14 protein-coding genes are annotated in these 14,458 nt (G+C 46.3%); 5 read left to right on the forward strand and 9 right to left on the reverse strand.

Going from position 1 to position 14,458, the window contains the following annotated elements; genetic code table 11:
- Window positions 1-3: 3 nt before the first annotated feature.
- Window positions 4-555 (reverse strand): helix-turn-helix domain-containing protein, encoded by a 552-nt coding sequence (locus ACH97_RS10575; RefSeq protein WP_003180313.1) that lies wholly within the window; start codon window positions 553-555, stop codon window positions 4-6.
- Between the two features lie 127 nt (window positions 556-682).
- Between ACH97_RS10575 and ACH97_RS10580 the strand changes: the two genes are divergently transcribed.
- A complete protein-coding gene (locus ACH97_RS10580) occupies window positions 683-1,129 on the forward strand; it encodes a YhfM domain-containing protein (RefSeq protein ID WP_020450817.1) in 447 nt (148 codons plus the stop codon).
- Here ACH97_RS10580 and ACH97_RS10585 read toward each other — a convergent pair.
- The 3 genes from ACH97_RS10585 to ACH97_RS10595 form a co-directional block, all read right to left on the reverse strand.
- A complete protein-coding gene (locus ACH97_RS10585; RefSeq protein ID WP_039072636.1) occupies window positions 1,100-2,641 on the reverse strand; it encodes a fatty acid--CoA ligase family protein in 1,542 nt (513 codons plus the stop codon). The two genes, ACH97_RS10580 and ACH97_RS10585, sit on opposite strands and share 30 nt — an antisense overlap.
- A gap of 159 nt (window positions 2,642-2,800) precedes the next feature.
- Window positions 2,801-3,790 (reverse strand): lipoate--protein ligase, encoded by a 990-nt coding sequence (lplA, locus tag ACH97_RS10590; RefSeq protein ID WP_020450815.1) that lies wholly within the window; start codon window positions 3,788-3,790, stop codon window positions 2,801-2,803.
- Between the two features lie 18 nt (window positions 3,791-3,808).
- On the reverse strand, window positions 3,809-4,543 hold the full coding sequence (locus ACH97_RS10595; protein WP_048350511.1) for an MBL fold metallo-hydrolase: 735 nt from the start codon (window positions 4,541-4,543) through the stop codon (window positions 3,809-3,811).
- A 156-nt stretch (window positions 4,544-4,699) separates the two neighbouring features.
- Here ACH97_RS10595 and yhfH point away from each other — a divergent pair, with 156 nt between their 5' ends.
- The 3 genes from yhfH (at window position 4,700) to ACH97_RS10605 (ending at window position 6,783) form a co-directional block, all read left to right on the forward strand.
- Window positions 4,700-4,834, forward strand: coding sequence for a protein YhfH (gene yhfH, locus ACH97_RS22855; RefSeq protein ID WP_003180302.1), 135 nt, complete (start codon window positions 4,700-4,702; stop codon window positions 4,832-4,834).
- A 309-nt stretch (window positions 4,835-5,143) separates the two neighbouring features.
- Window positions 5,144-6,430 (forward strand): cation:dicarboxylate symporter family transporter, encoded by a 1,287-nt coding sequence (locus ACH97_RS10600; RefSeq protein ID WP_048350510.1) that lies wholly within the window; start codon window positions 5,144-5,146, stop codon window positions 6,428-6,430.
- A gap of 155 nt (window positions 6,431-6,585) precedes the next feature.
- Window positions 6,586-6,783, forward strand: coding sequence for a hypothetical protein (locus tag ACH97_RS10605; RefSeq protein WP_003180298.1), 198 nt, complete (start codon window positions 6,586-6,588; stop codon window positions 6,781-6,783).
- Window positions 6,784-6,861: 78 nt separating this feature from the next.
- Here the strand turns inward: ACH97_RS10605 and ACH97_RS10610 are convergent, their stop codons facing one another.
- The gene (locus ACH97_RS10610) at window positions 6,862-7,899 is read right to left on the reverse strand and encodes a M42 family metallopeptidase (protein WP_048350509.1); all 1,038 of its coding nucleotides are present in this window, start codon (window positions 7,897-7,899) and stop codon (window positions 6,862-6,864) included.
- A 106-nt stretch (window positions 7,900-8,005) separates the two neighbouring features.
- On the opposite strand from ACH97_RS10610, the gene ACH97_RS10615 reads away from it, so the two are divergent.
- Window positions 8,006-9,001, forward strand: coding sequence for a ketoacyl-ACP synthase III (locus ACH97_RS10615; RefSeq protein ID WP_023856568.1), 996 nt, complete (start codon window positions 8,006-8,008; stop codon window positions 8,999-9,001).
- Between the two features lie 58 nt (window positions 9,002-9,059).
- Here ACH97_RS10615 and ACH97_RS10620 read toward each other — a convergent pair whose 3' ends face one another.
- The 4 genes from ACH97_RS10620 to hemH form a co-directional block, all read right to left on the reverse strand.
- Window positions 9,060-11,222: a YhgE/Pip domain-containing protein gene (locus ACH97_RS10620; RefSeq protein ID WP_020450811.1), complete on the reverse strand. Its 2,163-nt coding sequence runs from the start codon at window positions 11,220-11,222 to the stop codon at window positions 9,060-9,062.
- Between the two features lie 71 nt (window positions 11,223-11,293).
- Window positions 11,294-11,866 (reverse strand): TetR/AcrR family transcriptional regulator, encoded by a 573-nt coding sequence (locus tag ACH97_RS10625; RefSeq protein ID WP_003180287.1) that lies wholly within the window; start codon window positions 11,864-11,866, stop codon window positions 11,294-11,296.
- A gap of 196 nt (window positions 11,867-12,062) precedes the next feature.
- Window positions 12,063-13,475 carry a protoporphyrinogen oxidase gene (hemY, locus tag ACH97_RS10630; RefSeq protein WP_020450810.1) on the reverse strand — a complete coding sequence of 471 codons (1,413 nt, stop codon included), beginning with the start codon at window positions 13,473-13,475 and terminating at the stop codon, window positions 12,063-12,065.
- 15 nt (window positions 13,476-13,490) lie between these two features.
- On the reverse strand, window positions 13,491-14,429 hold the full coding sequence (gene hemH / locus ACH97_RS10635; RefSeq protein ID WP_041817173.1) for a ferrochelatase: 939 nt from the start codon (window positions 14,427-14,429) through the stop codon (window positions 13,491-13,493).
- Window positions 14,430-14,458 lie beyond the last annotated feature (29 nt).

The raw sequence follows: 14,458 nt of genomic DNA on the forward strand, positions 1-14,458 counted from the left end.
TCTTTACGGATAATAAATGAGTGTATAACATGATGCCGTTTGTTCCGTGTTGTTTTCGTACGTATGCACGGTGTTTGCGGTGAAATGCATCGCATCGCCTTCGTTCAGGCTGCAGGTGTAATCACACGCCGTCACCGCGATCGCTCCTCTAGAGACGAGCACATACTCTTCAATCCCTCCGTGGTGAGGCTCTGATTCGTGTACACAGCCGGGCGCAAGTTCAATATAAAAGATTTCAAACTTCTTTTTCTGGTCGAAGGGAAAATGCGGAAATGCCGCGTATTTTTCTTCTCCGGCCAAAACGGGCGTTTTCTCATGCTTTCTGACGACCGTCGGCTCCCCCGCGGGCTTTTCTGCCAAGGAAGTAAATGATACTTGCAGCCCGTTTGCGATCTTCCACAAAGTTGTGATCGTCGGACTTGAAGAGCCTTTTTCAATTTGCGCGAGCATGCCTTTGCTGACGCCAGTCATCGATGACAATTGATCAAGACTGTAATTGCGGACTTTTCGCAGCCTCTTTATGTTTTCTGCGACTTGTTTTTCAATCGAATTCATCTTCTGCCTCCTCTCAATAAATTGAACATTTGTATAATTTATTGAACATTATAGCATAATTTTTTAGGATGAAAAGCCATTAAACGGAGAAAATAAATAGCCTGAGGTGATCATTCTGAAAAAAATAATGGGGATCATACTTTTTTTCGGTATTTTATCTATCACTGTCTTTTATGTATTCCACTTGATGGCGGAGCCTTTCGACTCAAGAAATGCCGAAGAAATCATCTTGAAGCAGGCAGATGACAGCGAAAAAACGGTCAGCATCAAAGATAGGCACAACATAGGCGTTCTGCTTGATACATTTAACAAAGGGAAAAGAATGAAAGAAAAGTCGGCGCATAGCCTGCCTTCTCCGGCGTATCACGGATACATCAGCATGACCGACACACATCGCGTTCACTTCACCGTCTGGCTGAAGAAAGATGAAGCCGTCATCCTGAAAGAAGAGGAGGGCACATATTTTGTTCTCCGACAAAAGGAAAAAGACGCTCTTCTCAGAGAACTGCAGAAAAGGGACGCGGCAGGCGTCCCTTTTAACGTGTCAAGATTGATTTGTCAAAATGTCTTTTAAAGCGCGCCTTAAAATTTTGCCGGTCGAATTTTTCGGTATTTCATCCATGAAGACGATTGCCGCCGGGCGCTTGTATTTGGCAAGATGCTTTTTGCAATGCGACAAGACATCATCCTCTGTCAGCGTTTTATTCTTCGGAACGACATAGCACTGGACGGCTTCTCCCGTATTCGGGTCTGGCACTCCGATCACCACCGCTTCTGCGATTTCCGGATGAAGGTAGAGCACTTCTTCGATCTCCCTCGGATAGACATTATAGCCGCCGACGATAATCATGTCTTTTTTTCTGTCGACGATATAAAAATAACCGTCTTCATCCCGTTTTGCCAAATCACCTGTATACAGCCATCCGTCTTTAATCGTATGGGCCGTTTCTTCCGGCATGTTGTAGTACCCTTTCATAACATTCGGCCCTTTAACGATCAACTCCCCGACTTGACCGGCAGGCAGCTCTTCCCCGATTTCATTGACGACTTTGTTTTTCACATTGAGAATGTTCGTGCCGATCGATCCTGGCTTGCGGCCGGTGCTGAACGGGTTAAAGCATGTAACAGGAGAAGCCTCCGACAAACCGTAGCCTTCTAAAACGAGAACGCCGAATCTTTCTTCAAAACTTTTCAGGAGAGCAACAGGCATGGCTGCTCCGCCTGAGATGCAAATCCTGATGGATCGAAAACCGGTTTCATCCGCCCCTTCATACTGGTACAGGTAATTGTACATTGTCGGCACGCCTGAGAAGATCGTCGCCTGATGCTTTTTAATCAGCTTGAAAACTTCGGCGGGGCTGAATTTCGGCACGATCAAAATCGCTGCGCCGTTCATGAGCGGCGCATTCATGCAGACCGTTAAACAAAAAACGTGGAACATCGGCAGGGCGGCGACGACAAGGTCAGATTCATTCATTGTTAGATAGCGGGCTGTATCATTTGCATTCGAAAATAGATTTTGATGTGTGAGCATCGCCCCTTTTGGTCTTCCCGTAGTTCCTGACGTATAAAGGATGGCGGCCGTATCTTCGGCGTCGATTTCAGGAAACGGCCGGACAGGAGGTTTCATAATGTTTGTAAACGATTTCAATTTCATCTTAACCTCAGTGCTTTCCGGTTCGCGAAGCGGCTCTCCCGTTTCGCAAAGCACGACGCAGCTGACTTTCGGAAGGGATTCATGCACCTTTTCGTAAAGCGGAAGCAGCTGTCCCAGAGCCACGATCACTTTTGCGTCGCCATTTGTCAGCATATAGCCGATCTCAGTCGGCGTATAGGCCGGATTGATCGGTATGACAACGGCTCCGGCCTTCAGCGCACCGTAAAACGCAATCACAAAATGCGGGGTATTGCCGAGAAGCAAAGCAACATGATCTCCCTTTTCCACCCCGATTTCGCGCAGACCTTCTGCAAAGCAATCAATTTTCTGCTGTAATCCCCCGTATGTTTCCGTCTGTTCCCCAAAAATATAAGCGGTTCTGTCAGGCTTTGATTGAGCTGTTTCCCCTAATTTTGAAACTAAATTCATTCTCCCACCCCTTAAAAATGAATGAATGACCATTCATTTTGTGATAATCAAAATCTATTCCCATTATAGTAAATGAACAGAAAACACTCAAGGGCTGTTGGGAAATATCTTCCATTCCTCTCAAGTTAAAAAGGAGCCGCGGAAACCGCAGCCTCTCTTTTAGTAGACAAGATCCAAAAATTCTTCTTTTTGAATATTGCCGAAGTAATGCTTGATGTCGACGCCTTGAAGGGCTTCTTCAATCGCTTTTCTTTCATACTGTACGCCTGTCAGCTTCTCTTCAATATCGCTGACATCGCCGACTCCGAAAAAGTCACCGAATATTTTGCACTCGCAGATCACGCCTTTTTGCACTTCCAGGCGGATGTCGACCGATCCCGCTTGAAATCGTTTTGAATGCTGAAGATTGAATTTCGGAGACTTCCCATAGTTCCAATCCCAGTTTTGATAGCGTTCCTTTGAAATTTGATTGATGATTTTCCAGTCTTTTTCAGTCAGCTTATACTCCGGTATTTCCCCTTCGGTATCAAAAATATAGCGGAGAAGCATGCTTCGGAATTCCACTGTCGTCATCTTCTGATCGAGAAATTCGCTGATATTGGCTACCCGGCTCCTGATCGATTTGATGCCTTTTGATTCGATTTTATCTTTTTTTACTTTTAAAGCCGATACGACATGTTCTATCTCAGAATCGAACAACAGCGTGCCATGGCTGAACATTCTCCCTTTCGTTGAGAACTGGGCGTTTCCCGAAATTTTCCGGCCGTTTGCCATCAAGTCGTTTCGGCCGCTCAGCTCCGCATCGACGCCAAGCCGCTTTAAAGCGGCCACAACGGGCTCCGTAAACTTCTTAAAATTATGGAAGCTGTTGCCGTCGTCTTTCGTAATAAAGCTGAAGTTCAAGTTCCCGAGGTCATGGTAGACAGCTCCGCCGCCTGACAGCCTGCGAACGACAATGATCCCGTTTTCATCCACATACTTTGTGTTGATTTCCTCAATCGTATTTTGGTTTTTGCCAATGATGATCGACGGCTGGTTGATATAAAACAGCAGATACGTCTCTTCAGGATCGAGGTGCTTTAAGCAGTACTCCTCAATCGCCAAGTTGATCCTCGGATCTGTAATATTTTGATTATCGATAAACAGCATGTTTGTCAGTTCCTCCTTCTATTCTCCCCACACATAACCGGTGTGCGCCAGATCAACCGCGCCTTTATAAATGGTTTTGGCCTCTTCTGCTAGTTTTTGATGTTCCCCGAAATGCGGGAGGTGTGTCAAGAGCAGATGTCCCGCACCCGCTTCTGCAGCGATGCGTCCCGCTTCGAGGCTGTTCATATGACCGGCGCTTCTCCCATCCTGATCCGCATAAAAATTGCACTCCGAGATCAATAGATCGGCTCCTGCGCTGAACGGGATGAAAGCTTCCTGAAAGCTCGAATCGGCTGTATAAACGACAGAATGAACACCGTCCGTCACCCTCATAGCAAAGCAGTCAACAGGATGAACCGTCTTTAAAAACGTGAACGTAAACGGTCCGATTGCCAAAGACTCTTTCGGATCATAGGCCAATCCAGCGGTATGCGTTTTATATGTAAGCTTTGAAAACTGCTCTTCATCAAAAGGATGTCCATATATCGGAAGGGCATTCGCTCCCTTGCCGAGGAATGAGCCGACCAGTTTGGCAAATTGCAAAGGGCCGACATCCGCAATATGGTCATGATGATAATGGGATAATATAACGGCATCAAGCTCCTCAACGGGCAGAAACAGCTGAAGCTTCGATAAAACGGCACTGCCGCAGTCGATTAAAACGGAATAATCCCCGGATTGAAAGAGATAGCCTGAAGTCGCTTCATTTGCAGCCGGAAATCCTCCGCAGCAGCCGATGACTGTCATCTTCATATATACACACCTCTTTTTTGTGTCTATCGTCCCCCTATTCAATATACCCATTTTTCTTAAAAATTGCATGTTTTATATTTTGTCATAAAACAGACATTGATTTCCTGGATACTGTTATAATACAATGATGACAACAAACGAATTGGGGGAATCAACATGCTCGCTAAAATCACCGAGTTCTTCAGAAATTTGCCTTCCAAAAAATGTTCAAAATGCGGCCACGATATTGATGAGCAGCACGAATGCTACGGAAACACTTGCTCTAAATGCTTAAATGTAAAAGATATATAGACGTCATTAAAAAATGCCCCGGCGGATCTCCCCGGGGCGTTTTTTTGTCATAAAGTTAGTTATAAAGAGAGAGATTCTTGTCAAAATTCATTATTTTAATAACTTTTTACTATTTCACTTAGGGAAATATACACCGATGAACGTCCCGATTTGAATTTAAGCTGGGATAATCATCTCATATTTGAATTTTCAATATATTCAGACGTTATTTTTTTAATGGACGAGTTGCATTTTCTTTCGCTATACTTAATTTACGATCTCAAGTTTAATATTCTAGTATAAAATTAAGATTGCGTTGGGAGGGCATCTATGAAAAGACTTAAATTCGGATTAGCCACACAAATTTTCCTGGGGCTGATTTTAGGTGTTGCAGCAGGAGCGATTTGGTTCGGAAACCCTGCAGTCGCAACGTATCTGCAGCCCGTCGGTGATTTGTTCTTAAGATTAATCAAAATGATTGTGATTCCTATTGTCGTTTCAAGCTTGATTGTCGGGGTTGCAGGGGCCGGCAGCGGCAAAAAGGTCGGCAGGCTCGGTTTTCGGACGATTCTGTACTTTGAAATCATTACGACTTTTGCGATCGTGCTCGGACTTCTCCTTGGAAACATCGTTCAACCTGGACACGGCGTAAACTTTTCTGGTGCTGAAAAACAGGATATCAGCCAATATGTAGAAACAGAAAAAGAGGCAAGCACCAAATCTGTCGCAGACACGTTCCTGCACATTGTGCCGACAAACTTTTTCCAATCGCTCGCTGAAGGCGATCTGCTTGCGATCATTTGCTTCACTGTTCTGTTCGCACTCGGAGTGTCAGCCATAGGCGAAAAAGGCAAGCCTGTGCTTTCCTTTTTTGAGGCAACGTCTCAAGCCATGTTCCACGTCGTGAACATCGTCATGAAATTCGCGCCGTTCGGCGTTTTTGCTTTAATTGGTGTAACGGTTTCAAAATTTGGTTTTTCTTCGCTTTTATCATTGGGAAAGCTCGTTTTGCTTGTCTATCTTGCTCTTGCTTTCTTCCTGATCGTCATTTTTGGGATCGTCGGCAAGCTGTGCGGTATCAATATATTTAAATTTTTGGCCTATATGAAAGATGAGCTTCTTCTTGCATACAGTACATCAAGCTCTGAAACTGTGCTTCCGCGCGTCATGGAAAAAATGGAGAAAATCGGCTGTCCGAAAGGCATTGTGTCGTTTGTCATTCCGATCGGCTACACATTTAACCTTGACGGCTCTGTCCTGTATCAGGCAATCGCGGCGCTGTTTCTGGCGCAGGTCTACGGCATCGATCTGTCCATTGGGCAGCAGCTCACGCTCATCCTTGTCCTGATGGTCACTTCTAAAGGAATGGCTGCCGTTCCCGGCACATCATTCGTCGTTCTTCTCGCGACTCTGGGCACGATCGGCGTTCCTGCTGAAGGGCTGGCCTTCATTGCCGGAGTCGACCGGATTATGGATATGGCGAGAACGGTCGTCAACCTGACCGGAAACGCTCTTGCCGCTGTGGTCATGTCAAAATGGGAAGGTGAATATGACGCCGTTAAAGGACAGACCGTCTTAAATCAAAGGGAGCCGGCAGATATGAAAATGTCCGGCTGACAGCCCGCAAAAAAACGTATGTTTCCCGCTTTTGGAGAAACATACGTTTTTTTAAAAATATGCAATTTGCTCAAGAAACCTGTCCAAACAACTTCCTTTCGTTTACATACGATGTACTGTAGTTAAATTAGAAAAGAAAACTGGAGGGAAGTTTAATGTATTTTTACCATGACCATTGCAAGAAAGATTATGACTTTGACTACCACAAGAAAGACCACGACTGCAAGAAATACTACTACTACTATTATTACTACTATTATCCATGCTATAAGAAGTATGATTATGACTATGACTACAAGAAGTTTGACCACTTTGATCACTGCAAAAAGAAAAAACACTATGATTACTGGTAAGTAAACGCCATCCTCTACGGATGGATGACTTCCACTCTTTTTTTACTCCCAAGGGACCGGGGTCCTTTGGGAGCTTTTTTATGCCATGTCAGACAGGACATAATGATACAGCAGCTTTGCCGTCTGCTCCAGGGACGACTGATGCGTCCTTTCAAACGCGTGGGATGCGTCAATTCCCGGGCCGATCAGCCCGTGGACGATATCATGGCCCGCTCTGATGGCTGCTGAAGCATCTGAGCCGTAGTACGGGTAAATATCAAGCTTATAACCGATTCCGTGTGTTTCACAAAGGGCTGTCAGACGCTTGCGAAGCCCGTAGTGATATGGCCCGCTGGCATCCTTCACACAAATGGATACCGTATATTCGTCGGTTGACTGCCCATCGCCGATCGCTCCCATATCAACAGCCAAATATTCCACCGTTTCAGGCGGGATATTGGAGTTGCCGCCATAACCGATTTCTTCATTATTGGAAATTAAAAAATGTGTTGTGTAAGGCAGTGTCATCCCTTCTGTGTTGATCGTTCTGATCAGCTCAATAAGGAGGGCGACGCTTGCTTTATCATCAAGATGACGCGATTTGATAAACCCGCTCGGTGTGATCTCAACGCGCGGGTCGAAGGAGATAAAATCACCGACATTGATGCCGAGCGCCCGGGTTTCTTCTTCACTGCGGACCGGTTCGTCAATGCGGACCTCCATATTCTTCTGGTTCCGCTCGGCTTTTCCGGCGTCTTTGTAAACATGCACTGATGTCTGATGCATTAAGATCGTGCCGGTGTAAGTTTTCCCTGATGCTGTTTCAATTTTGCAATACTCGCCTTCAATCGAGTTGTAATTGAACCCCCCGATTAAGTCAATTTTCAGCCTTCCGTTCGGCTTAATCTCTTTCACCATCGCTCCGAGGGTATCGACATGAGCGGTGAGCATCCGGTGCCGGGCTTTGTCGCGGCCCGGTATCGTCGCGATCAGGCCGCCCTTACGGTTAAACTTTGTTTCGACTCCTTCTTCCTGTAATAGGCGATTGATATAGTCTATGATGTCATACGTATTTCCGGTAGGGCTCGGGATGGAGACGAGCTCCTTGATGAGCTCCAGCGTTTTCTGTCCTGACATTGTTCATTCCTCCCAACTTGTGATGTTTATAGTATACATCAGATCAATATTTTAGTACCAGATACTAATACTAGGTGTTATAATAAAAAAAAGGAGAGTGAACTTCATGAAAACTTTATCAAAAGCGCGAATTTCCGCCATCGGCACCTATGTTCCCGAAAAGCGCATGACAAACAAAGACTTTGAAAAAATCGTCGATACTTCTGATGAATGGATCGTTCAGCGGACAGGAATGAAAGAAAGGCGAATCGCAGGAAGTCACGAATTCACATCAGATCTTTGCATAAAGGCCGTTGAAAATCTACAAAGCAGATACAACGGCACGCTGGACGATATTGACATGATCATCGTCTCTACCACAACGGCGGACTATGCTTTTCCAAGCACGGCATGCCAGGTTCAGGAGCACTTCGGATGGAAAGAAGTCGGCGCGGTGGATGTAAATGCGACTTGCGCGGGATTAACATACGGATTGCATATCGCCAACGGCCTGATCACTTCCGGACTGCATAAAAAAATTCTTGTGATCAGCGGTGAAACCTTATCCAAAACAACCGACTACACAGACCGCGCGTCTTGCATTTTGTTCGGCGACGGCGCGGGCGCCCTGCTTGTCGAACGGGACGACAATTCCCCAAGCTTTATTACTTTTACCCAGGATACGAAAGGTGACGGAGCCCGCCATTTATACAGAACCGGCTTGCGCAGCGACCTTAAAGGGGAGCCGCTCTCAGGTGAAGGAAAAATGGTTCAAAACGGCCGCGAAGTGTATAAATGGGCGGTCAGATCCATTCCCGAAGGCGTCAAAAAGCTGCTTATCCAAGCTGAAATGGAGCTGAAAGATATCGATTGGTTCGTCCCGCACAGCGCGAATTTGCGAATGGTCGAATCAATTTGCGAAAAAACCGGAATTTCACTCGAAAAAGCGCTGACGAGCGTCGAATGGTTTGGCAACACCTCATCCGTATCAATCGTTCTCGCCCTTGATGAAGCCGTCAAAAACGGAAAGTTGAAAGAGGGCGATAACTTGATTCTGTTCGGTTTCGGCGGGGGTCTTACATATACGGGACTGATTGTAAAATGGGGCGCGCCAGCTTCCTGATTTCAAAAAAAAAACATCTTTTCTTGCCCTTGCCGGGCTTGAAAAGATGTTTTTTCTTTTATGCGTGCTGCTCTTCAACTTTTCCTTTTCTCAGCAGCACTTTAAAATAAATCAGCGTCAAGGCCATCATGACGATCGCAACACCGCCGAGCACGGCAGCCTGCTCCCACATATACGCGTAGTCTCCGCTTGAAATCACCGCTCTGTATCCCGCAATGCTGTAGGTCATCGGCAGTGCGGAATGGATGACTTGGAAGAACTTAGGAACAAGTGCAAGAGGGAATGTTCCTCCGCTTCCTCCAAGCTGAAGCACGAGCAGAATGACGGCAATGAAACGTCCCGGATTTCCCATGGTCGCAGCCAAAAATTGAATGATCGCAAGACATGTAATGCTCATGATCATACTGAACACATAAAATCTCCAGACGCTTTGCACTTCAAGCCCGATGCCAGAGAGAATGATCGTGCAGGCGATCGCCGCTTGAAGAATCCCCACTGCAAAAAGTACGCTGAATTTACTCATAAACCAGCCGAAAGCTGATTCAGGCCGGACGGCCGGCTCTTTCACATCAAAGACGACGGTGATCATTAATGCACCGACAAATAAGCCGAGCGACAAAATATACGGGGTTAATCCTGTTCCGTAGTTGGAAACCGGATCGATTTTATCGCCTTTCACATCGACGGGATCTGAGAACATATTGTAGTTTTCGTCTCCCGCTTGAATATCGCCGGTCTGATCAGCAGCGTCAGACAGCTTGTCAAACAGCTCCCCGCTTCCGTCAGACAGCTTGCCAAGACCTTCATCAAGAGATTTAGCCCCTTCTGCAAGCTTGGAAGAACCGTCCTTCAGTTTATCAGCCGCGCTTTGCAGATCGCCGAACTTCCCGACTAACGTCTGGCTGCCTTCGGCGATTTTGGATGATCCGCTTTTCGCCTCCGCGAATTTTTCGTTGTAAGCACCCAAACCGTTTGTCAGCGCATCGAGCCCTTGCTGAATCTTTTGCGATCCTTTATAAAGCTTGTTCACATCCGAAGGAACTCGCTTCAATTCCTCAAGCTTCTGTTTCAGCCCGGATAAATCGGGAAGTTCGCTTACATCGGGAATTTGCGCTTTCAACTTGTCAAACTCAGGCAGCTTCACCGTTCCCATTTTTTCATCGACTTGTTTCATAAGCGCGGCTTTCTGTTCTTGTGTCAGCATGTTGCTGGATTCAATAATTTGTTTGACTTCACTATGCTGGTTTTTCAATGCCGCTTCAAGCTCATCAATATTTTTTGAAATCTGACTGATTTCTTTTTTCGCCTTTTCGGCGTTTGAAAGCGCCGTTTCAAGCTGCTGAATCTTTTCATTTGAAATGGCTTCTTCGAGTTTGCTTATCATCTGCGCTTTTTCATTCATCTGCTCCAATCCCGCCACAATCTGAGGCATGCCTTGTTGGAGCTGTTGAGCACCGCTGTGCAGCTGGCCGCTTTTTTCTAAAAATTGCGCAAGCCCTGAATCAAGTTCATGAATTTTGTCATTCAGCGTATTGAATGCCGCGCCGAACTTCTCCATTCCGTCTTTGTTGAACTGAATTTGGCTTTTCGCGAGCTTTTCAAGGTTCTTTTTCAGCTTTTCGCTTCCTTCTTTCGCATCTTTCAGTCCTTTATCCAGTTTTCCGGCACCTTCGCTGGCTTCACCGAGACCTTTTGCGATTTTGCCGAAATTGTCAAAGATGACTTCAGCATATTGCTCCGTGATTTCAGAACCGACTGAATGCTGAAGCTGTTCAATCGCTTTATCGCTGATCTGGGCGCCGACATAGTTTCGTCCGGCGTTAGTATGATAAATCAGATTCAGCTTTTTCGGATGTTTATCCATCACCGTGCTGGCATCCTTCGAAAAGTTTTCAGGAATTTCTACAACCATGTAGTATTCCTCATTTTGCAAGCCTCTCAGCGCTTTTTCCTTCGTCGTAAAATGCCAGTCGAATTTATCGTTTTTTTTCAGTTCTTTGACAAGGTCGTCGCCGATGTGAAGGTCTTTTCCTTCATATGTCGTTCCCTTGTCGGAATTCACAACCGCTACAGGGAGCTGATCGACGTTTCCGTATGGGTCCCAGTACGCCGCCAAAAATATGCTGCTGTAAATCAGCGGTATAAAGAGAACCCCGATCACGGATATCAGTAGTTTTTTATTGGTTATCAGTTCTCTCCACTGGTTTTTGAAAACATTCATGTTGATACGCCTCCTAGTTAGTAGCCGCTCTCTATGCGGATAAGCACCCCTTTAAACAAAGAAAGGATAATCTAACGAGATAATCCTTTTAAAATATACATTTTCAGCATCTCTGCCAACTCTTCATCTTTCAGCGGTTCATGGTTTTTTTCCCAGTCAAAGATGAGCGCAATGTAAAGCTTGAAGATGACAAACGCGTTCAGCTCGGGATCACACGGTCTAATATCGTCATTTTTAATCGCTTCTTTAATCTTTCTCTTAATATAGCTGATGACCATGCGTTCCAGCTTTTCAATCACTTCGCGGGCCGCCGGTGTGCCGAGCTCCGCACCTTCCTGAAAGATCTTAATGGTCAGCTGGTGCTTCTTCCTGTATTCCAATATCGCCATCATCGCGCGATGGGCATTTTCGTGAAAAGGCAGATCAGGATCAATCGCTTGATCAGCCGTTTGCTTCATTTCAATCAGAAGCGAAGAAAAAATGTCGTCGAACAGTTCCTCTTTATTCTTGAAAAAAGTATAAATCGTACCTTTGCCGACATTGGCAAGCTTCGCCACCAGATCCATCGTCGTCGCTTTGTAGCCGAATTGTGTAAACGATTTTGTCGCCGCTTCTAAAATCAGTGCTTTTCGATCTTTGCTCACGGTTTCTCACCCCGAAATTGACTATTTGAACATTTTGGTCAGTAAGTACAAAAAGTAATGTAACACACCTGAATATAAAATGCAATAATTTAAATGTTATCTTTTCCATAAACAAACTTTAAAATGATGAAAGCTGTAAAAAGAGTGAAATAAAAAAAGCCGCCGAATGGATTCGGACAGCTTTATTTGCTCTTCTTTATTCGAAAAGGTGTGAGAGTACATCGGCTACGGCCTGCTTGCCTTGGTCAATGCAATCCGGAATGCCGACCCCTTCAAAAGAGGCCCCCGTCATGAAAACGCCCGGATATGACGCCTGTAACCCTTCCCTGATCTCTTTCATTCTTTTCTTATGGCCGACATGGTATTGCGGCATCGCTTCATGCCACCTTGTGATGCAGGTCATTTCCGGCTCGCCGTCGATCTTCATAATCCGCCTTAAATCGTCGAGGACGATTTTCACCATCTCGTTATCCGACTGTTCGACAACGGACTCATCGCCGGCTTTCCCCACATAAGCCCTTAACAGGACTTTTCCTTCAGGCGTTGTACTCGGCCATTTTTTGTTTGTCCAAGTGCACGCCGTAATCGAAAAATCGCTGTTTCTTGAAATGACAAAGCCTGTTCCTTGATGCTCCATTTGGACGGCTTCTTCCGGAAATCCGAGCGCCACATTGGCGACAGATGTTGACACCATATCTTCTAAACCCTTCAGCCAATCCGCTTTTGGAAACATCGCGGCAGCTGCTTTATGGGGAGCGGTGACCACGGCCGAATCGGCGTGAAGCACCTTGCCGTTGTCAAGCTTCATGCTGTAGCCCGAGCCCGCGCGATCAATGCTGACGACCTTTGTGCCTTTATAAACCTTTGTGATATCGAGCTGCTTTTCCAGTTCTTCAACAATCGTCTGCAGGCCGGTTTTCACCGTCTGGAACTGGCCTTTCTTTTTGTTCGCAGGCTTTTTGGCGCTCTGGGCGCCGCGCGATTTTTTCATCCCGATGATCAAGCTTCTGTACTTCTGTTCTGTCTGGTAGAATTGCGGGAAAGTCGACATCAGACTGAGGCGATCAATGTCCCCGGCATAAATGCCTGACAAAAGCGGTTCGATCAGGTTCTCCACCACTTCACCGCCGACGCGCCTTCTGAAAAATTCTCCGAGCGACTGGTCTTCCTGCGGCTTGCTCGCTGGAAGCAGCAAATCCATTCCGGCTCTCAACTTCCCCGGCAAGGAAAACAAGCCGGTTGTCAGAAAAGGTCCGATTTTTGTCGGCACCCCCATCACGGCTCCTTCCGGAATCGGATAGAGCGTTTCGCTGACAAGAACATAAGACTGGCCTGTCGCGTTGTTCACGAGCAAGTGCTCCAGCCCGAGATCCTTCACGAGCTGAGGTGCGCTTTGCTTCCGTTCCAAAAATGAATCCGGCCCCCGTTCAATCACATAGCCGTCTTTGTGTACCGTCTGTATCTTTCCGCCCAGTCTCGGACTTGCTTCAACAAGCGTGACTTCGGCCGGGAGATCGTTCTTTTTGATTTCCTTCTCCAAGTAGAAGGCGGCGGCCAATCCGGTAATACCGCCGCCGATGATGACAATCTGCCTGCGTTCTCCACTCATTTACAATCGCCTTCTTTACTGTTCTTTCTCCAATTGTTTTAATACAACATCCGCTAAAGCATCGATAAACTCATGTTTTGCGTTAGGCATTTCAGGTCTGTAATAGCTTGCTCCGATATCGTCCGTGACGACTTTGCATTCATAGTCGTTGTCATAAAGGACTTCCAGATGGTCGGCTACGAAGCCGACGGGAGCATAAACAAAAGCGCTGTACCCTTTTTGCTCTGACAAGTCGCGGGTCAAATCCTGAACATCCGGCCCAAGCCACGGATCAGGGGTGTTTCCTTCGCTTTGCCAGCCGACGGCGTAATCTTTTACACCCGCCGCTTCGGCAATCAGCTTCGCTGATTCTTTAAGCTGTTCAGGATATGGATCACCCATTTCGACGATCTTTTCGGGAAGGCTGTGCGCCGATACAATCAAGACGGCGTTTTCCCTTTCTTCCGAAGGCATTTCGTCATAGGTTTTTCTCACCTGATCCGCCCAATATGCGATGAATTTCGGCTCATCATACCAGCTGTTGATCGATGTGATCGACAACCCGCCGAGCTTTTCAGCCTCGTCTTTCGCCCGCTTGTTGTACGACTGTACGCTGAAGGTGGAGAAATGGGGCGCGAGCACGATGCTGACGGCTTCTGTAATCCCGTCTTTATGCATCTCCTGAACGGCATCCTCAATGAAAGGTTCGATATGTTTGAGACCGATATATGACTTGAATACCACATCATCCTGAAGCTCGTTTAAGCGTTTTTCCAGCTGCTTCGTCTGCTCTTGCGTGATCTTTGCAAGCGGAGAAATTCCGCCGATTGCCTTATAGCGGTCTTTTAAGTCCTGAAGCATGTCAGGCTCAGGCTTCCTGCCTCTTCTGATGTGTGTATAATAACGTTCAATGTCTTCCTCTTTGTACGGCGTCCCATACGCCATAACAAGAAGCCCCATTTTCTTTTTACCCAACGTGAACACCTCTTTAAAGATCATGATCT

Source organism: Bacillus paralicheniformis, from assembly GCF_001042485.2.
Lineage (GTDB): Bacteria > Bacillota > Bacilli > Bacillales > Bacillaceae > Bacillus > Bacillus paralicheniformis.